The 19,525-nt window shown below is 63.1% G+C and carries 15 protein-coding genes; 11 read left to right on the top strand and 4 right to left on the bottom strand.

Annotation, left to right across the window (positions count from 1 at the left end; all coding sequences use genetic code 11):
* The first annotated feature begins 95 nt into the window (after nt 1-95).
* Together ACQKPZ_RS12635 and ACQKPZ_RS12630 are read left to right on the top strand one after the other, a co-directional pair.
* Complete coding sequence (locus ACQKPZ_RS12635; protein WP_427538406.1) at nt 96-941, top strand: EamA family transporter; 846 nt, start codon at nt 96-98, stop codon at nt 939-941.
* Nucleotides 942-1,094: 153 nt separating this feature from the next.
* Complete coding sequence (locus tag ACQKPZ_RS12630; RefSeq protein ID WP_427538403.1) at nt 1,095-2,321, top strand: MFS transporter; 1,227 nt, start codon at nt 1,095-1,097, stop codon at nt 2,319-2,321.
* Between the two features lie 169 nt (nt 2,322-2,490).
* Here ACQKPZ_RS12630 and ACQKPZ_RS12625 read toward each other — a convergent pair whose 3' ends face one another.
* The gene (locus tag ACQKPZ_RS12625; RefSeq protein ID WP_427538400.1) at nt 2,491-4,116 is read right to left on the bottom strand and encodes a methyl-accepting chemotaxis protein; all 1,626 of its coding nucleotides are present in this window, start codon (nt 4,114-4,116) and stop codon (nt 2,491-2,493) included.
* A gap of 172 nt (nt 4,117-4,288) precedes the next feature.
* Nucleotides 4,289-5,179 (bottom strand): alpha/beta fold hydrolase, encoded by an 891-nt coding sequence (locus ACQKPZ_RS12620; RefSeq protein ID WP_427538397.1) that lies wholly within the window; start codon nt 5,177-5,179, stop codon nt 4,289-4,291.
* A 226-nt stretch (nt 5,180-5,405) separates the two neighbouring features.
* On the opposite strand from ACQKPZ_RS12620, the gene ACQKPZ_RS12615 reads away from it, so the two are divergent.
* A complete protein-coding gene (locus tag ACQKPZ_RS12615; RefSeq protein ID WP_427538394.1) occupies nt 5,406-6,647 on the top strand; it encodes a DUF1835 domain-containing protein in 1,242 nt (413 codons plus the stop codon).
* Nucleotides 6,648-6,820: 173 nt separating this feature from the next.
* Here the strand turns inward: ACQKPZ_RS12615 and ACQKPZ_RS12610 are convergent, their stop codons facing one another.
* Nucleotides 6,821-8,308 carry a PLP-dependent aminotransferase family protein gene (locus tag ACQKPZ_RS12610; protein WP_427538391.1) on the bottom strand — a complete coding sequence of 496 codons (1,488 nt, stop codon included), beginning with the start codon at nt 8,306-8,308 and terminating at the stop codon, nt 6,821-6,823.
* 79 nt (nt 8,309-8,387) lie between these two features.
* On the opposite strand from ACQKPZ_RS12610, the gene ACQKPZ_RS12605 reads away from it, so the two are divergent.
* The 3 genes from ACQKPZ_RS12605 to ACQKPZ_RS12595 all read left to right on the top strand — a co-directional run bounded on the left by ACQKPZ_RS12605 (nt 8,388) and on the right by ACQKPZ_RS12595 (nt 11,886).
* On the top strand, nt 8,388-10,076 hold the full coding sequence (locus ACQKPZ_RS12605; protein ID WP_427538388.1) for a M24 family metallopeptidase: 1,689 nt from the start codon (nt 8,388-8,390) through the stop codon (nt 10,074-10,076).
* A 112-nt stretch (nt 10,077-10,188) separates the two neighbouring features.
* Complete coding sequence (locus tag ACQKPZ_RS12600) at nt 10,189-11,082, top strand: LysR substrate-binding domain-containing protein (protein WP_427538385.1); 894 nt, start codon at nt 10,189-10,191, stop codon at nt 11,080-11,082.
* 99 nt (nt 11,083-11,181) lie between these two features.
* Nucleotides 11,182-11,886, top strand: coding sequence for an SDR family oxidoreductase (locus ACQKPZ_RS12595; RefSeq protein WP_427538382.1), 705 nt, complete (start codon nt 11,182-11,184; stop codon nt 11,884-11,886).
* A 282-nt stretch (nt 11,887-12,168) separates the two neighbouring features.
* Here the strand turns inward: ACQKPZ_RS12595 and ACQKPZ_RS12590 are convergent, their stop codons facing one another.
* Nucleotides 12,169-12,648 carry an Lrp/AsnC family transcriptional regulator gene (locus ACQKPZ_RS12590; RefSeq protein WP_391134420.1) on the bottom strand — a complete coding sequence of 160 codons (480 nt, stop codon included), beginning with the start codon at nt 12,646-12,648 and terminating at the stop codon, nt 12,169-12,171.
* Between the two features lie 158 nt (nt 12,649-12,806).
* Here ACQKPZ_RS12590 and ACQKPZ_RS12585 point away from each other — a divergent pair, with 158 nt between their 5' ends.
* The 5 genes from ACQKPZ_RS12585 to ACQKPZ_RS12565 all read left to right on the top strand — a co-directional run bounded on the left by ACQKPZ_RS12585 (nt 12,807) and on the right by ACQKPZ_RS12565 (nt 19,418).
* Complete coding sequence (locus tag ACQKPZ_RS12585; protein ID WP_427538379.1) at nt 12,807-14,633, top strand: tyrosinase family protein; 1,827 nt, start codon at nt 12,807-12,809, stop codon at nt 14,631-14,633.
* Entirely contained in the window at nt 14,630-16,366 is a 1,737-nt protein-coding gene (locus ACQKPZ_RS12580; RefSeq protein WP_427538376.1) for a hypothetical protein, read from the top strand. The genes ACQKPZ_RS12585 and ACQKPZ_RS12580 overlap by 4 nt, the downstream gene beginning before the upstream one ends.
* Nucleotides 16,367-16,427: 61 nt before the next feature.
* Entirely contained in the window at nt 16,428-18,032 is a 1,605-nt protein-coding gene (locus tag ACQKPZ_RS12575; RefSeq protein WP_427538373.1) for a hypothetical protein, read from the top strand.
* Between the two features lie 166 nt (nt 18,033-18,198).
* The gene (locus ACQKPZ_RS12570; RefSeq protein ID WP_427538370.1) at nt 18,199-18,822 is read left to right on the top strand and encodes an NAD(P)H-dependent oxidoreductase; all 624 of its coding nucleotides are present in this window, start codon (nt 18,199-18,201) and stop codon (nt 18,820-18,822) included.
* Entirely contained in the window at nt 18,819-19,418 is a 600-nt protein-coding gene (locus tag ACQKPZ_RS12565; RefSeq protein ID WP_427538367.1) for a TetR/AcrR family transcriptional regulator, read from the top strand. Before ACQKPZ_RS12570 ends, ACQKPZ_RS12565 begins: the two co-directional genes overlap by 4 nt.
* Nucleotides 19,419-19,525: the final 107 nt, after the last annotated feature.

Below are 19,525 nucleotides of genomic sequence, written 5' to 3'. Positions count from 1 at the left end.
AAGAAAGCAGTTCACTCATCAGGGGCCTATTTTCACAGCAATTGCTTCGCAGGCCGAGCACTAAAATGGCGCCACGAATGTTGCTGGAGCCACGCGTGGACGCAAAAAATGCTGGAACCTTCGCCCCGGTCGGTGCTGCCATCGTGGCGCTGGTATCGGTGCAGACCGGGGCGGCCTTGGCCAAGACCCTGTTTCCACTGGTTGGGCCCGAGGGCGTGGTCGCCTTGCGGCTGGGCCTGTCGGCGCTGATCTTGCTGGCGCTTCTGCGCCCTTGGCGCATCTGGCGCCAGGCCAACATGCTGCACCTGCTGGGCTATGGCCTGATGATGGGCCTGATGAACATCCTGATCTATCGCGCCTTCCTGTATATCCCGGTGGGTATTGCGGTTTCCATCGAAGTCATCGGCCCGCTTGGGGCGGCCTTGCTGTCTTCGCGGCGGCGGATCGACTTGCTGTGGATCGCCTTGTCGGGCGCCGGGCTTACCTTGCTGCCTTGGGGGACGGACAGCCAGGGCCTGGACCCGCGTGGGGTGATGTACTCGCTCGCTGCCGCCTTGGCGTGGGGGTTGTATGTGGTGCTGGGCAGCAAAGTCGCGGTTCATGGCAAGCAGTCTGTCGCCACCGGCATGTTGTTCGCGGCGCTGCTGGGGGTACCGCTTGGCGTCAACCACGCCGGGGTTGAGCTGCTGGCCCCGTGGGTGCTCATGGTAGGGTTGGGCGTGGCCCTGCTTTCCAGTACAGTGCCGTTTTTGCTCGATATGTACGCAATGCGCCACCTGCCGCCAAGCATTTTTGGCGTGCTGCTCAGCGCTTCGCCGGCAGCAGGGGCAATCGCCGGCTGGCTGATCCTCAACGAAGTGCTGACGTTGACCCAGTGGCTGGGCATTGCCGCCATTGCCATGGCCTGCGCGGGGGCGGCGCTGTTGGGGCGCGGCCGATAGCGGCCGCTCTGCGCAAGGCGTTTCATCGATTGCGCTGATGATTACTATCACCCGAGCCGCCTGTCTGCCTGGCAGGCGTGCCCCCTATAATCGCCGCCGAATCCCCCCTCTTGCGCCTGCTACAGGCGACATCCCTCCTTGGAATCCGACACCATGCCAAGTGCCAGCCAGGCCCCTCGGGCCGTCCCCGAACACAATCAACAGAGCGTCACCCAGCAGTGGCTGGCGATTCTCTCGGTCGCCGTCGGCGCCTTTGCCCTGGTCACCAGCGAGTTCCTGCCGGTGGGCGTACTCAACGACGTGGCCAGTGACCTGGGTATCAGTGCCGGCCTGGCCGGCTTGATGGTAACCCTGCCCGGCATCATGGCCGCGCTGGCCGCCCCGATCATTTCCGTGGGTGTTGGTGCGCTGGACCGGCGCTACCTGCTGATCGGCCTGACGCTGATCATGATCATCGCCAATACCATCGTCGCCTATGCCGGCGACTTCAACCTGCTGCTGGTCGGCCGCGTGCTGCTAGGTGTGAGCATCGGCGGCTTCTGGGCCACCGCCATCGCACTCAGCGGCCGCCTGGCACCTGATGGCATGGGTGTGGCCAAGGCCAACTCGATCATCATGGCCGGCGTAACCCTGGCGACCGTGGTGGGCGTGCCGGTGGGCACCTGGCTGAGTGGCCTGATGGGCTGGCGCATGACCTTCCTGGTTACCGCACTGGTGGGCGTGCCGGTACTGCTGGCACAGGTGTTCCTGCTGCCACGGCTGATGCCGGAAAAGGCCATTCGCGTCAGCGACCTGCCGGCGTTGTTCATCAACCCGCAAGCACGCGTCGGCTTGATTGCCGTGCTGCTGATCGGCCTGGCGCACTTTGCCGCGTATACCTATGTGGCGCCGTTCTTCAAGCAGAATGCCGGCTTTGACGGGCCTACCATTGGTTCGTTGCTGCTGCTGTATGGCGTGGCGGGCTTCATGGGTAACATCTTCGCCGGCTTTGCTGCCAACCGCAGCGTGCGGCACACTTTGATGCTGGTCGCGTTCATGATTGCCGTCAGTACCGCCCTGTTCCCGCACTTCGCCACCAGCATGACTGGCGCGGCGATGCTGATCGCCCTGTGGGGCTTCGCCTTTGGTGCCTTCCCGGCCTGCGCCAACATCTGGATGTTCGTGGTGGCGCCCAAGGATGTGGAACGTGGCATGCCGCTGTTCGTGGCCATGTTCCAGGTGATCATCGCTGTGGGTTCGTTCTTCGGCGGGCAGGTGGTCGACCATATGGGCACGGCCGTGCTGTTGAGCCTGGCCACGGCGCTGGTGGGCTGTGGATTTGTCACGGTGCTGGTATTGGGCCGTAACGTGAGCAATAGCCTGGCGGCGCAGCCGGGTTGAGGTTGCCCACCGAAAAGGCAGCGTAATACCTGTAGGAGCGGCCTTGTGTCGCGAAAGGGGTGCGAAGCGCCCCCGCAATCTCAGCGTCGCCGCATGAGTTGCCGGGGCCGCGCTGCGGCCCTTTCGCGACACAAGGCCGCTCCTACACGCCCAGTGCATGCCGTGCGGCTCAGACCCTGAACCGCGCCACCAGCGCCGTCATTTCCCCTACCAACCCCGCCATTGCCTTGCTCGCCTCGCTGGTCTGCTGCGCCCCCGCCGCCGACTGATCCGACAGCTCGCGAATGTTCAGCAGGTTGCGGTCCACCTCCCGCGCCACCTGGGCCTGCTCTTCGGCCGCACTGGCAATCACCAGGTTACGCTCGTTGATTTCGCCAATCGCACTGTAGATACCCTCCAGCACCTGCCCCGAGGCCAGGGTTACGTCCAGCGTCGACTGGGCGCGGTTGGTGCTGGCCTGCATCGAGGCCACCGCCGCTTCGGTGCCAGCCTGCACACGGCCGATCATCTGTTCGATTTCCTGGGTCGACTGCTGCGTACGGTAGGCCAACGTGCGTACCTCGTCCGCCACCACAGCAAAACCGCGGCCGGCCTCACCCGCGCGGGCCGCTTCGATGGCGGCATTGAGCGCCAGCAGGTTGGTTTGTTCGGACACCGAGCGGATCACTTCCAGCACCTTGCCGATGTCCCGCACTTGCCCAACCAGTTGCTCCAGGTGCGCGCTGCTGGTCTGGATCTCGCGGGTCATGGCCTCGGTGCCGTCAATGTTGTCGCTGACTTGCCGGCGGCTTTGCGCGGCCAGCTGGTTGGACTCACTGGTGGTTTGCGAGGTGGTGATGGCGTTGCGCGCAACTTCTTCCACGGCCGTGGTCATTTCTGTAACAGCGGTGGCAGCCTGCTCCAGTTCCTGGCCCTGCTGGCGCAGGTTGTTGGCGCTTTGTTCGGTAACCGCGTTCAACGCCGTGGCGGCTGCGTCCAGCTGCCCGGCACAGTTGCTGATCTGCCCCAGGGTGTCACGCTGGCTCTGTTGCATGCGTTGCAGTTCGTGAAACAGCTGGCCGATCTCGTTAGTACCCTGCCCTTGTACCGGCACGCTCAGATCACCACCGGCAATGCGCTGAAAATGCCGACCGGCTTCACGCAGTGGGTGCAGCACGCGCTGGGCAATGAACGCCCAGCACAACACCGCCAGCAGCAATGTAACGCCCAGCAGCCCAAGGCTCAGCAGTTGGGCGCGGGCCAGGCGACGGTCGGATTCCAGCATGATCTGCTGGCCGCGTTCGCTCAAGGCGCCGACCAGTTGCTGGCGCAGCGCCTGCAACCGCCCCATGGCGTTGCCGGCGTCGGTGTTGACCTTGAAGTACTGCTCCAGCGAACGCTGGCGGGTCGCCTCACGCTGCCCGGCGACTGCCTTGGCGTACTCGGCAAAGGTGGCCTGCAGTTCGGTGGCCAGTGCATGCTGGGCGGGTTCACGGGCGTTTTCGACGAATGCGTCTACCAGCTTCTGGCTCTTGTCGTTCAACTCCACCGACAAGGCCATGCGCTTGCCAGCGCTCTCGTCATGGCCGCCCAACTGCTCGATAAAGCCTGACGACACGTTGGCGCTGGCGCGAATTGCCATCAACAGCGCGTTGTTCAACCGGTCCGACTGGTGCGCAGTCTGGTCCAGTTCGGTGATCTGCTGGTCGCTGCCCACGGCAGCCCGCCAGGCACTGACGGTGGAGAACAGCAGGGTCAGGCTGAACAATGACAGCACCCAGAACATTCCGGTACGTATCTTCAGGTTGGCAAGCATGCGGGCAGTACTCCTTGTTGGCACCACTTCTGGTCGCTGATTCGACGGTGGGTGTGCTGCTATCGGAGGTGCCGGCGCAGGCTTGAGGCGCCAAGTGGTGGTTATGGGCGGTAACCGAACAGATGTTGCCAACGGCAACGCATTGAAGCCTCCACCCACTCGTCACCGCACCTCAGCGGCCAAGGAAGTCGATGACTGCCGTGGCGAATGCCTGGGGCTGGTCCAGCATGACGAAATGGAAGCTGCCATCGATACGTTTGAAGCTGGCGCCGGGTGCGCTGGCGTAGGCGTTGCGGAAGGTGCCATCAACCCACTCAACGGGAATGCCGAACAGCGGGTCATAGGCATACACAACCTCCAATGGCGCCCGAATGCGGGCGAGTTCCGGGCGCAGGTCGGTGGTCATCAGCTCATAGGTGGCGTTGGCTACCGTGTTGCGGTCCGAGCGCAGCGCCGTTTCGGCCAGTGCCGGCCTGGCCGACTCGGTCTTGACCAGCCGGGCGATGGCGCTGCGCTGCATGGCTTCGGCCTGCTCCGCCGGGGCCGCCAGCGTCGCATCGCGCAAGGCCGCAGCCTGCGGCACGGCCGCTTCGGCGGTGGCAGTGGGGTCGATCAGCAAGGTGTAGAACGGCATCGCGTCTACCACCATCAGCCGCCCTACCTGTTCGGGAAAGCGCGCCCCGAGCATCAACGCAACCTCGCCGCCCAGCGAGTGGCCAATGATGGCCGGCGCTGCAAGGTGCTGGCTGCGGATATAGTCTGCGACCGCTTCGGCCACCGGTGCGGCTACGCGCCCATCCCCCGCAGCCACGGCAGGCGAACCGGCAAAGCCTGCAACCTGCACCAGGTGCAGGCGGTGCTGTTGGCGCAGGGCGCTGGCGAGCCCTGCCCATACCTCACGGGATGAGGCCAGCCCGGGAATCAGGATGACGTCTGGCCCGGCCCCCTCGACCGTTACCGAAATACGTTTATCCGCAGGGGGCGCTGGCTGGCTTGGTGCGGCCAGTGCCGAGGTCAGCGACAGGCTGGTGCCGATTGCCGCAAGCAGCGTACGTAGGCGCATGGTTGGCATTCCTTTGACTTCAACCGAGTAGAGCCCGCCACTATAAAGCGCATGGCAACATACAGGAAAACTATCGTTTGCAACCGGGTGCCCTGCACCGTTAAAGTCGTGGCCTGGGCGCTGGCTGCGCCTGCGGTCCGCGCGAAGGGGTTGCCCGAGCCTTGTGGCATCACATTCCCATACCAGCTCCCGGCTTGTCGGCGGACCGAGCCCCAAAGGAGTTGGCATGCCCGCCATCAATGCTTCCCGCCACCACGGCCTGCTCGACCTGCCTGCCTTGCGCAAACGCGCCAAGCGCTTGCTGAGCGCACTTGAAAACCACGAAGCCGACGACGCCCGCGAGCAATTGCGCACGCTCGGCCTGCCCGGCCCCGACTACCGGCTTGCCGACACCCAATGGCTGGTGGCCCGCGAGGCTGGCTTTGCCAGCTGGCCAAAGCTCAAGGCCCATGCCGATGCCGTGACTTTCGCGGCACGCCACCCCAACTTTCGCGCCGATGACGAGGCCGCCGTGCAGCATTGGCGCTGCGGTAACGACATCGCCCACAGCTTGCGCACCGCCGGGTTTACCGGCGCCTTCCAGATGTTCGACGACCCCATGGTAATGGGGCCTGTGCCAGCACTGCCCGAAGACCAGTACTGGCAGGTTCGCAGCACCTACGTACAACAGGCGTTCAAGCTGAGCACCCCAGACCTTGAACAGCGCCAGGCGGCACAGCGCAGCGCATTGGCCGAACTGAACCCAGACAGCAAGATTGTGCTATGGTGCGAAGCCGACGCTTACGACCAGCTGTTCCTGATTCGTGTGCTCGCCAGCCTGCCCGGCCTGCCGCGGCGGCTGGAACTGATCGAAATTGACCAGGTGCCCGGTATTCAACGCTTCATCGGCATCGGGCAACTGGCCCCCGACCTGCTGGCCTGGCTGTGGCCACAACGTCGCGCACTGGGTGAGGATGCACTGGCCCTTGCGCGCAAGGCCTGGGCGGCTTACACCGCAACGGATCCGCAGGCCTGGGCAAACCTGGCTGGCCGCCAGCACGAGGCCTTGCCGTTGCTGGGCCGTGCATTGGCGCGCCAGCTTCAGGAACTGCCGGGAGCAGATGATGGCTTGAGCCTTACCGAACGCCTGCTGCTGCGCGTACTGGCGTCACGCGGCGAGCTGGCGGCCGGGCGCGTGTTTGGCCAGTTGATGATGCAGGATGATCCCCTGCCTTACCTGGGTGACATGATGTTCCATGTGTTGCTGCAGCCCTTGATCCATGGGCCGCAACCGCTGCTGCAGGAAGGCCCGGGAAACGCCTGGGCTCAGCGGCTGCTGCGGTTGACGCCGCTTGCCGAGCAGGTGCTTGCCGGGAAGGTGCACTGGCTTGATTGCAACCCTGCGCCGCGTTGGGTTGGCGGGGTGTTGGTGGATGCGGCTGACAGGCCTTGGGTGGTCAGCGAACAAGGTGAGGTGTGGCGGCGCTGATGCTTTCGTAGGCCTGGCACTGGCGCCAGCATCTTCGCGAGCCATTGTGGGAGCGGGCGTGTCGAGGCGTCGAACCGCCGCGAACACCGGCGCAGCCGGTGCCATGCACCGCGTAGGATTCTTCGCGGGCACGCCCGCTCCCACAGGATTACATCCGGGCGAATTTTTCCTTTTCAGCCCGTGGATATTGCCTTCGCTGCTTGAACCAGGCGCTCGGTGGCCAATTGGATTTCATCTACATCGAGCGAAGCAAACCCCAGGCGCAGGGCATTCTCCGCATGCCCAAACGGCGAGAAATGGCGACCGCTGCGTACCACCAGGTCCAGTTCCAGCGCCTTGTCGACCAACTGATCCACATTGATCACATCACCAAACCGCACCCACAGCGCCAGCCCGCCTTCCGGTTCCTGTACGCTAATCTGCTCGCCGAACCCAGCGCGCAAGCATGCCAACAGGGTCTCCCGGCGCCGACGGTAGTCGCGGTTGACCCGGCGCAAGTGCTTTTTCAGCTCGCCCTCATTGATCAAGTCCGCCAGCATGCGCTGCATCACCGCATCACCCTGCCCCAGGGTCAGCGTTGCCCTGCGCTCCAGCACGGCAATGACCTCCACCGGTGCCACGATATAGCTGCAACGGAACGTGCTGCCCAAGGGCTTGGACAACGTGCCGATGTAGATCACATGCCGCTGCTGGCGGTCGCTGGCCAAAGGCAGATAGGGCCGCCCAGAGAAGTGGTATTCGTAGTCGTAGTCCTCCTCCACCAGGCAAAAGTCGTGCTGGCGCGCCAGCTCCAGCAGCTGCTGCCGGCGCCCGGCCGGCAGGCTGACGGTAGTCGGGAACTGGTGATGAGGGGTGATGTACATCATCCGCACCTTGTGCCGCCGGCACAGGGCATCGATCTGATCAACCCGGCACCCCTCATGGTCCAGTTCCACGGTAACCAGGCGGGCACCCAACTGGCGGAAAATCTCCCACGCAGGCGGATAGCTCAGCCGCTCGACCAGCACCACATCACCTGGCTTGAGCAACACACTGGCGACGAGGAACAGTGACATCTGCACACCTTGGGTCAGGCAAACCTGCTCGGCGCCAATGTTCAGGCTGCGATTGTGCCGCAGCATGTCAGCCAAGGCGGCGCGCAGGTAAAGGCTGCTGCATTCGCTGCCATGGCGAACGCTGTTGCTGGCAAAGCTGCTGCGCAAGGCATTGCGGTAATAGCGATGCAGCACCGCCTGCGGCAACAGGCGATGGTCACAGGCGCCATTGTCGAAAAACAAGGCACCCGGGCGCCCTTGCTGTGCGGCAGCCTGTTCGTTCGCCGTGAAGTAGGGAACGGCAGGTTCCTCTGGCAGCGCCAGGGCAAAAGGCCGCGCGGTATCGGGCTTGGCAAGTGTTACACCCGCCAGCTGCTGGCTGACAAAGGTGCCCCGGCGCTGCACGCTTTGCAGCCAGCCTTTGGTTTCGGCTTCCTCATAGGCCAGGATCACCGTCTTGCGGTTGACGTTCAGCTGCTTCGCCATCTCCCGCGTGCCCGGTAACGGCGTGCCAGGGCGCAGGCGGCCCTCGCTGATCGCGGCCACCAGCCCCTCGACGATTTGCCGGTACGATGCCTGCGCCCCATCAAGCTTGAGCAACGGCTGCCATTTGCGAAGCTGGACCATATGAATTATCCAAATCTGGAGGTTCTGCTGGTCCTGGACTATAGCAACAATCGAACCTCCCATTGCGCCCGAGGTGTTCATGCAAAGCCGCCACGTCATTGAGTTGTCGCCTTCGGGCAAAACCTTCGAAGCCAGCCAGGGTCTGCTGCTCGATGCCATGCTTGCCAGCGGCCTGCCGGTCCCTTTCTCCTGTCGCCGCGGCGCGTGCGGGTCCTGCAAGGTCAAGGTGGTGTCGGGGCTCTATCAGGACAAGCAGCGCGATGCGGACACCCCCGCACCGTCCTACCCGTTGGCCCCTGACGAGATGCTGCTGTGCCAGAGTCACGCCTGCAGCGACATGCGCCTGGAGATCCCCGGCTGGTCCCTCGACGCCCCGACACTGGCATTTCAAGCGCAGGTTCACAGCAAGCGAGCGCTGAGTGCAGACATCGTCGAGCTGGTGCTACAGCCTGATCAGCCGCTGGAAGTGCGGGCTGGCCAGTACGTGAGGTTCCAGCTGGGCAACGGCGACAGCCGCTGTTTCTCCATCGCCAACCTGCCCGCCCAGGACCAGGGGCAACTGGTGTTTCATATCCGCAAGGTTAGCGGTGGGTTGTTCACCGAAGGCCTGCTGAGTACCCTGCAAGCGGGTGACACGCTGACGCTTGAGGGGCCGTTGGGCGCATGTACCTGGCAACATGAGGACCAACGCCCACTGGTGCTGCTCGCCACCGGCACAGGCTACGCCGGCATCAAGCCCTTGCTGCTGACTGCCCTGGCCCGCAATACCGATGTCACGCTGTACTGGGGTGGTTCATCGACGGCAGACTTTTATGACCGCGACTTTCTTGACCAGGCCAGCCGTGCATACCCGCACTTTTGCTGGCACCCGGTTCTTTCAGCCCTGGCACGCGTACAGCAGGTGGCGCTGGGCCAGGCCCATCAGTGGGCAGACACCCAGGTCTATGCCTGCGGCAATGCCGCGATGATCACCCAGGCCCGCGAACAATGCCTGGCCGCAGGCGTACAACCCCACCGTTTTGTCGCGGAGGCCTTTGTCGCCAGCGGTGCAATGACGCCACAGCCTTCTGCAACCAATACACGCCACCCGGAACTGGAAAAAGTCGGCCCTCGTTTTTCGCTGGATGGCATGCTCGCCGCACGCGAGCAGTCGGTACGGTCGGTGGCCGCGATCGCCAGCCAACTGCGTGTCGGCATGACCACCGCCCAAGCACTGGAGATGGCCGCGCAAACCTTGCAGGCAATGGGCGCGTCACACACCTGGCACCCCACCTACATCCGTTTCGGCGACGACACCGTGCGCACGCCGCGGCAAGGTATCGACCTGCAACGCGTATTACGTAGCACAGACATTGTCGTGGTCGACGTCGGCCCGGTCTGGGATGGCTACGAAGGCGACTATGGCGACACCTTCGTGTTCGGCCAGCGCGAGCTGCACCACGCGTGCGTCAAGGCGCTGCACGAGGTATTCGATGAAACCCGCGATGCCTGGGGCCGCGGCCTGACCGGGCGAGAGCTGTACGACTTCGCCGAGCGCAGCGCCCAGGCCAAAGGCTGGCAACTGGAGCGAAACCTGGCTGGGCATCGTATCGCCGACTTCCCGCATGTGCTGTATGGGCAGGAAAAACTGGCCGACGTGGAAATCGTCCCGAGCGAGGTGGTGTGGGTACTGGAAATACAGCTGTGCCACCCCACTGAGCCGGTCGGGGCGTTTTTTGAAGACATCCTGATAGGTGAACCCGGCTCGGCGCAGGCAAGGGCTGCTTGAACCCCTGCACACGCATGTGCTTGTCGATCAATGCAGGTTTACAGGGTAAGGTTGCAACAGGCAACCTCACCCTTTGCGGTCTCCCTCGCCATCCGATAGAACTTCCATTGCCATGCCCGACGGTTTTCCTGATTTGCCCTCGCTCAACGCGCTGCGGGTGTTTGAAGTGGTGGCTCGCCACTTGAACTTCCGTGTGGCTGCACAGGAACTGGGCGTGACCCAGGCGGCAGTTGCCCAGCAGATACGCGGGCTGGAAGCCAGCCTGGACCTGCGTTTGTTTGAACGACTACCCCGTGGCCTGGCGTTGACCGATGCCGGCCAGGGTTACAGCGCAAGCATTCGCAGTGCACTGGCGATGATCGACGAGGCAACGCGCCTGCTCAGGCCACAGGCAACTCACCTGACGGTCAGCGTTACCCCTACCTTTGCCTCGAAATGGCTGATTCCCAGGCTCGGCAACTTTGCGCAGAGCCACCCCGACATCGATTTGCGCGTGCTGGCAACCGATCGGCTGTCTCACTTCAGTACCGATGGCGTGGATATCGCTGTGCGTTATGGCAAGCCCGAGTTCGGCGCGGGCCTGAACAGTGAACTGTTGATGGAGCAACGCATCGTTGCCGTGGCCAGCCCGAGGTTGTTTGAAGGCTGCGAGGCTCCCGTCAGCTTCGAGCGGCTTCAGGACTTCGTCATGCTTCACGATGCCCATAACTTCTGGCCTGGGTTTCTTGCAGATGTATTTCCGCAGCATGCGCAACCGACGGCCAGAAACGTGCGCTTCAATCAGACCTCGCTGGCCATTGATGCGGCAATCAACAGTCAGGGCATTGCGTTGGCCAGCCTCGCATTTGTCGGCGAAGACATCGCCGCAGGCCGGCTGATGCAGGTGTTCACCCACCAGCTCAGGCTCGACAAGTCGTTTTACCTGGTTTGGCCGCGCAAGATGAAGCAGGCGCAGTCACTGAGCGTTGTCCTGCACTGGCTCAAGCAACAAGCTATCGATAGTTAATCTACTGTTAAAGTGAAGCTCAGCTGCCTCCCTCGCCACTGGGACTACTGCTAAGGTGAATGCACCCGAGCAATCCGTATTGAGAGACCTGGAGGCAATATGTCAGTAGAAAAAGTTGCGATTATCACGGCAGGTGGCAGCGGCATGGGAGCCGCGGCAGCGCGCCGCCTGGCCGCCGATGGTTTCAAGGTGGGTATCCTTTCCTCTTCGGGCAAGGGTGAAGCGTTGGCTGCCGAACTTGGCGGGATAGGTGTAACCGGCAGCAACCAGTCGGTTGCAGACCTGCAACGCCTGGTCGACGCGGTGGTGGAAAAGTGGGGCCGCATTGACGTGCTGGTCAATAGCGCCGGCCATGGCCCGCGCGCGCCAATCCTGGAAATCAGCGACGAAGACTGGCACAAGGGCATGGACACTTACCTGCTCAATGTCATTCGCCCAACTCGCCTGGTAACCCCTTACATGCAGCGGCAGAAGAGCGGCGTGATCATCAACATCTCTACTGCCTGGGCATTTGAACCCAGCGAGCTGTTCCCCACCTCTGCTGTATTCCGCTCAGGCCTCGCCGCGTTCACCAAGATCTTCGCCGACAATTTCGCCGGGGATAACGTGCGTATCAACAATGTTTTGCCAGGCTGGATCGACAGTTTGCCGGCCACCGAGCAGCGCCGCGACATGGTGCCACTCAAGCGCTATGGCACCAGCGAAGAGATCGCTGCGACCATTGCGTTTCTCGCTAGCGAAGGCGCGGCCTACATCACGGGGCAAAACATCAAGGTCGATGGTGGGTTAACACGCAGCGTTTGATTGTGCGTGGCCGCAGCTGCCGTTGAGCCCGGCAGCAATCTTTGTGGGCGCAACTGCCTTGAAGCTGGCGCGATTCCCTGTGGGAGCGGGCATGTCGAGGCGTCGAACCGCCGCGAACACCGGCGCAGCCGGTGCCATGCACCGCGTTGGATTCTTCGCGGGCGCGCCCGCTCCCACAGGGTACGCGGAGTGCCCAGCATCGGTTCTCTACGCGACAGCGCAGCCCAATGGGCTGGGCAATCTCCCACAGGGTTCGCGTCAGCCTCGCAAAATCTGGCCCTCTCACGCATCGGCAACCCGCTGCAATCCTCCCTCCAGCGGCAGTTCATAAGACTTCTTCACCGTACGCACCACCAGCGTGGAGGAGTAAGTGCGAATAGGTATGTCCCGGTACGTATCGAGAAACCGGTAGATGTAGTCCGTGTACTCGGTGGCATCACGAAACTTGGCAACCATCACGAAATCGAACTCGCCAGTCATCAGGTAGCAGTCCTGGATCTCCGGGTGGCCGGCCAGGATGTGCTGCATCTTGCGGTCGATGTCGTAGCTGTCGCGGTCCAGCTTGACCAGAAAAAAAGCGGTCACCTGAATGCCCAGCTTGCGCTCGTCCAGTATCGCGACCTTGGCCTTGATGATGCCTGCGCTCTCCAGCCGCCTGATCCGCCGGTAGCAACTGGTGGAAGACAGCCCGACGCTGTCGCTGAGCAACTCCAGATTCTGGCTGCAATCCTTTTGCAGCTTTCCCAGAATTTTAAGATCCATGGCGTCTGTCATTTTCCGCGTGTCTTCCTTGAAAAACTGCAATGAATTCGCCGCAAGGGCGGGCCAATTTGCACGATTCCTGCGCGCCGGATCTTTACCATCATCTGAGCTTAGCAGCCCGGCCAGAGATGGCCTTCGGGGCGCATGAGAGGGACCTTATGATCGTTGCCAAACCGACATGGACCGCGGACATCCACGGCCTTTTCACTGCCCCCTACTGGATACCCGCCGCGCAGCGGGCGGCTGTGGCAGCCTCGTGGGCCGGGTGCATGAACGCCTACTTCGTGTACCTGGACGACCCGGATTCGGTCAGGACCTGGTCAGAAACCATCTACCAGCACCTGGCCTCGCGCAACATGCCGCTGACCCTGGACCAGCAGCAGTTCTGGCCGATCGATGCGCTGGAAACCTTCAGGTTGTGGGTCAACCAAGGCTGGCGGCTCGATGCCAGTTCGCCCTTTGACCTGGCCGAGCGCATCCCGCCACCGGACCTGCCCCAACAGGTCAAGCGGGTAAGGCAAGACATCCGTGCCCTGAGCCTTGAGGAGCTGAACCTTTACCGCGCCCGCCTGGATGACGTGATGCAGGTGGGCGACCCCGACAGCGGTTCGCCCTGGCAGCGCTATGCCTACATCCACACCAACTGGTGCCTGCATTATCAAGAGGCGTTTGCCCTCTGGCACCGGGCCTACCTGCTTTACCTGGAAGAACTGATCGACTGCGCCATTCCCTACTGGGACTGGATGGCCGAAGACGCCAGCGTTGACGGCAGCCCGCAGGCCGGCCTGCCCCAGGCGTTTCTGGATGAAACCTATGTGCACCCGCAGTCAGGTGAAACCCGTCCCAACCCCTTGCGCTACGCAGCCGCCAAAGACGGTTGCTCCAAAGTGTGCGCCAGTGGCGCGGGCAACGGGGTGGACTGCCGGTACGTGCAGCGTGACCCGCTGTTCTACACCCATGGCGACGAGTCGCGCTTTGAACGCACGCGCCTGTACGGCATGAGCCAGATTTTCCAGCAGCAGGTGGTCGACGCCCTGAAGTTCACCACCTTCAGCCAGCCACAGGGTGTGCCTGGTTATCCGTGGGCCAACATCCCGGTGTTCGACCCACCCCAGCAAGACAACCTGTACCCCAACCGCGCCCTCAACTTCGATGGCCTGTACGAGCAACCTCACGACAACTATCACGGCTGGATCGGCGGCGACATGGCCGACAACGCCTACACCGCGTTCGACCCGGTGTTCTGCTCCTACCACGCCAACATCGACCGTATGCTCGAAGTGTGGATCAGGGCCCACCCCGGGGCGCAATACACCACACAGTGCCTGCTGCAGCCGTTCGCCGGCCGTGACGCCACGCAGCTCACCTTCACCAGCGCCGACGCCTGGCGCTACACCACCCTGGGCGACATGGCCCAGGACAGCCGGCACATCGGCTACGACTACGGCGTGCCGGTGGCCCCGCAGTTTGGCGCCCCCAAGGCCAGCAGCACTGCGTGCTGCAAGCACAGCGCCAAAACCGAGCCTGTCGCGCAAAACGCCGCCGGGCCTGGGCCTTGGGTGGTGTTCGACCATGTGCGCTGCACCCATGACACCTACCTGATCGACGTCTTTCTCAACCAGCCCGATGCCACCGCGCAGCACGTTAGCGCCGACAACCCCCACTACGTGGGGCGCTTCAGCCGTATCGGCATGGGGCTGGTGGATGACAAGGGCCGCTGCATCACCCACGGCGTGTCCCGCGCACTGAATGCAGCCCGCAATGCTGGCGCGCTTGGCCTGGCCCCCGACGATGCCGTGCAGTTGTCGCTGGTGGTGACCCACCTCGACAGCGGCCGCCAGCTCACGCCTGACGCGTATACCGCCCTGCCTGGTTTCACCGCCCAACTGGTGTGGGACGACCCACGCCAGACCTTCGCCGGTCCGCCCCCGGTCGCCGGCTGCTGCTCCACCTCCACCCCTCGCACACCTGGAGAACCGACATGAGCACGCCCTTCAAGCAGTTCACCTCGCCCGCTGGCCAAGCCCCCAAGGACTACAACAAGCTGGGCCTGGAAGACCAGTTGCCACAGTTTGAAACCGACTGGAACAACGACCTCACCGGCTGGACCGAGTCGTCCATCATCGGCAACCCCTGGTCTGGCCTGTACGACGCCCCGCGCTCGGGTTACTACAACCCGCTGGTGGAAGGTTTCGGTGATGTGACCGCCCCTGCAATCACCTGGGCGCCCTTCCCCAACCGGCTCTGGACGTTCTTCTACAATAACGGTGCGGCGGTCATTCCCCAACTGGGCAACAAGGCCATGAGCCTGGACCAGGTGATGGAGTTGACCGACCACGGCCAGATCACCATCAACAACACGCTGTACACGCTTTACGACCCCGAACAGAAAGGCACCTTGCTGCAACTGCCTGCCAAACGCTGCCCGAGCATCGACTGGAACGGCAAGTACACGGCGTTCTCGCCTTCCGGCCCACGGGGCTGGCTTGACGAGTACTGTGAGTGGTCCATCGTGCGCGATACCAACGGCAACATGCGCAAGATTACCTTCACCTGCGAAAACCCCGCGTATTTCCTGGCCATGTGGCGGATCGACCCGAACGCGGTACTGGGCCTGTATCGCGACTACATCGATGCGAACGTGCAGCTCGAAGACCTGTACCTGCGCTATACCGTCGACTGCCCGACCGGCAAGGCCGGCGACCCGGTCATGGACCCCACCACTGGCAAGCCGGCCTATGACACGGTCAACAAATGGAACGCCGGCACGGCCTGTGTGCCCGGCCAGTACGGTGGGGCGATGCACCTGACCTCCGGCCCCAACACCCTCAGCGCCGAAGTGTACCTGGCCGCCGCGGCCACCATCCTGCGCCCGGTGGGCAGCAGCCAGAATGCCCAGTCGCTGATCTGCTGTGCGCAGTATGGGCAGAACTATCGTAACTCCGACCCGCACATCGGCTTCATGGCCAACTTCACGGCGGTGAACAACCGGTTGTCACTGACCAACCCCATTGGCCTGTACCTGCAACAACCTACCGACTTCAGCGGCTGGAAAGGCCCGCAAGGCCAGGACGTGAGCCAGTACTGGCGCATCACGCGCGGCACTGCCAAGTCGGCCGCCAATGGCTCCGACCAGATCCTGCAGGCAGTGTTCGAGGTGCCGGAAAGCGCCGGTTTCTCGATCAATGACATCACCATCAACAACCAACCCGTTGACTATGTGTGGGTCATCGCCCAGCAACTGCTGGTGGGCCTGAGCGTCACCGTCAAGCCGCTTGCCACTGAGCCTGCGTCCTTCCCGTGCGTACAGAGCCGGGTGAACGGCCTGCAACCCTGGCCGGTGCAACTGCTGCCGCTGGACCTGTTCTACGGCCAGTCCCCCACCGACCTGCCCGCCTGGCTTGCGCCCGGCAGCAGCAACCAGTTCGTGCTGGTGGTGCAAGGTGCCTCCACGGACACCACCACGCAGAATGCAAGGGTGCAATTCTCCAACCCTGGGGTTACGGCGCAGGTTACCGAATACCTGCCCGACGCCTCGGCCATTCCCGGCCAGACCAACTCTGGCGGCACCCAGGCCTACATTCTGAGCATCACGGTCAGCCCCACCGCAGCACCCGGCCTGGTGACCGTGCGCGCGCTGAACCCGGGCGAAGACGTGAACGTGACCGCAGCCGACCACCCTTGGGAATCCGGCCTGGCGCTGGTGCCCGGCGCCTGACCCGCGCCGCTTCAACGCCGCACCTTCGGGTGCGGCTTCACCCCGTGCAAGGAGCGCAATAATGGCCAGGTTACGCTTGAGTGTTCTCTCGCTGCTGAGCGGCGTGCTGCTGTGCCTGTCGACCCTGCAACCGGCCGCTGCGGCCACGACTTCGGACGCTGATGCCTGTGTACAGCAGCAACTGGTGTTCAACCCGGCCAGCGGTGGGTTCCTGCCGGTCAACAACTTCAATGCCACCAGCCAGGCATTCATGAACTGCTTTGGCTGGCAGTTGTTCATTGCCTTGAACTGGCCTGTGAACCCCGGTTGGCCGGCCACCGCCAGCCTGGCGGGCGAACCCGACATGAACAGCACCCTGGCGCAGTTCGGCGTGCCCTCCGCGCCCGGCCAGCCCATGAGCGTGGCGCCGGTTTGGGCCAGCTACAAGGACGCCAACGACATTTTCCTGCCCGGCGCGCCCACACCCACCGGCTGGGGCGTGCAAACCCTGGTGCCGTCCGGTTGCAGCACCCAGGGCAGCCTGAAGGCAGTCAAGGTGGGGGCACGCAAATTCATGAACGCCACCTCGGAAGGCGCGATCAACGCCTTGCACGGTTTTCACCTGTCCACCGGGACGCTCGCTGCCATGCCCGACTCGGTCATGGAAGCGTCCGGCGGCTGGCTGACGGACCAGGCAGGCAACCTGGTGTTCTTTGAGCGCAAGGTGGGCAAAGCCGAGTTCGACTATATCGTCGACAAGGGGCTTTACGACGCAGCGAACCAGTTGAAGGTGGCGCAGAACCAGGACGGCACGACACCGGAGGGGCTCTCGCTGCCCATCGGTGAACCGATGCGCTCACTGCCGCCAAACCCGGTACCGCAGGAGCAACTGGGGGCGATCGAGCTGAAGGCTGCCTGGCGGGTGCTGACCGGCAAACCCGAACTGTTCGGGCGTTACCTCACCACCGTCGCCTGGCTTAAACGCCCCGACACGCTGGAGTGCACCCAGGAAGTGGTGGGCCTGGTGGGCCTGCACATCATCAACAAGACCCAGGCTTCGCCCAACTTCATCTGGACCACTTTCGAGCAGGTGGACAACGTGCCCGAACCGGACCAGGTGCCGCCACAACAAACCCCGCCGAACGGCTTCGCCTTCAACAACCCCGACTGCGGCACCGGCCCCGAGTGCAAGCCGAATGTGGCCCGTATCCAGTGCAAGCAACACAACCCTGACAGGGACTGCACCGACCTCTTCCCCCGCGACCAGCCGGTACAGACTACCCGCGAACACCCCGTGCCCAATGACCTGCAAGCCCTTAACAGCGCGGTGCAAGCCAACTTCGCGCAGCACAGCCAGGGGCAATCGGTGTTCCAGTACTACAAGCTGATCAACGTACTGTGGACCCTCGCCCCCAACCCGCCCAGCCCGGAACCTGGCTTCAACGCAACAGTACCGCTGTCGTATGGGCCGTTTATCAGCCAGGGCAATGTGCCGGTGGCCAACACCACCATGGAGACCTATGTGCAGGGGGATGGCTGTAACCAGTGTCATCAGTACGCGACGATTGCGGGTAGCCCATCGTTGGCTTCGGACTTCTCGTTCCTGTTCAACGGTGCCAGTTCGGCTAGCAAGAAAAGCTTGATCAAACGGGTGAAAGCGTTTGAAACGCTCAAGGATCGGCCTTGAGCCAGCCGCGCATGTCGGGCTTGAGTTCTGGGTATGCCTGAAGCGCCTGGCCTCAGGCGTCGCCAGCCCGCAACTGGACAAGTTACTTTTGGTAGGTTACTTTCGGTATATAGAGAGCGGCTCTGTTGAAAGGCGAGCTGCTCACCTCACATCTGGAGAGCCAACCATGCACAGCTTGATTGTCGTCGCCCACCCCGACCCCGGTTCATTGACCCACGCCGTCGCCCAGCGTATAGCACAAGGCATCACCGCTTCGGGCTCCGGGCACAGCGCCGAGCTGGCTGACTTGGTTGCCGAGGGCTTCGACCCGCGCTTCACCATGGCGGATCAAGCGTTGTTTCTGAAGCAGGCTGCTGCGCCGGCTGACGTGGCGTTAGAACAACAACGAATTGATCGTGCGCAGGCCCTGGTCATCGTCTACCCGGTCTACTGGTGGTCCTTCCCGGCCCTGCTCAAGGGCTGGATCGACCGCGTTTTTGCGCAGGGCTGGGCCTATGAAGAAACCAGCGACGCCAAGGTGGTGAAGAAATTGCGCCACTTGCGAGTGCACCTGGTAGGCATTGGCGGTGCCAATGAGGGTACATACATGCGCCACGGCTATGCACCCGCCATGAAGGCCCAGATCGACCACGGCATCTTCGACTACTGCGGTGCAGAGGTGCACAGCTCCTGTCTGCTGCTGCCCGCGGATGCGGACTCTGCTGCGGCCCATCTGGACACGGCACACAAGATCGGCGCTAGCATCTTCGCACCTCAACCCGCCACCACGCAGCGGCAAACCTGCGCATGAAGTCGCCACATCACCCGCCATCGCGCCAGCGCCTCAGCAGAGAAGCGCGCGCTCGCCAGTTGCTCGAAGTCGCCTGGACACTGATAAACGATGAAGGCACCGATGCGCTCACGCTCGGTCGGCTGGCCGAGGCCGCAGGTGTCACCAAACCGGTGGTCTACGATCACTTCGGTGCCCGAGAGGGTTTGTTGGCGGCACTGTATGAAGACTTCGACGTTCGCCAGACCGAACGCTTCGATACTGCTGTCGCAGCTGCCGAGCCCTCGTTGCCGGACAAGGCTAGGGTTTTCGCCGACGCCTATGTCGATTGCGTAAGCACCCAGGGGCGTGAGATCCCCGGGGTGCTGGCTGCCCTTGGCGGCTCGCCGCAATTGAACCTCGTCAAGCGCCGGTATCAAAAGGCGCTGCTCGAAAAATGCGCCGGAATATTCACGCCCTTCGCCGGGCCCGGTGGCATGACCCAGGCCAGCCTTTGGGCAATGTTGGGGGCTGCAGATGCACTGTCGGATGCTGCGGTGTCTGGCGACATCACTGAGCAGGCGGCAAAGCAGGAGTTGCGGCTGAGCATCCTGGAGGTGGTTCGGCGCAGCCGGTGAGGGAGACGCCAATGGCGGATGGCTGCTGCCGGCCGCTAACGGAAGTAGTCAACTCCGGGAATTTGCCAAGCGGCGAGCCAGGCGTTCACTGATGAAGGAGCAAGCTC

It is taken from the genome of Pseudomonas sp. NPDC089547, assembly GCF_050280665.1.
Classification (GTDB): domain Bacteria; phylum Pseudomonadota; class Gammaproteobacteria; order Pseudomonadales; family Pseudomonadaceae; genus Aquipseudomonas.
The sequence above is the reverse complement of the archived record's forward strand: the minus strand, read 5'-3'. Positions and strand labels throughout refer to the sequence as shown.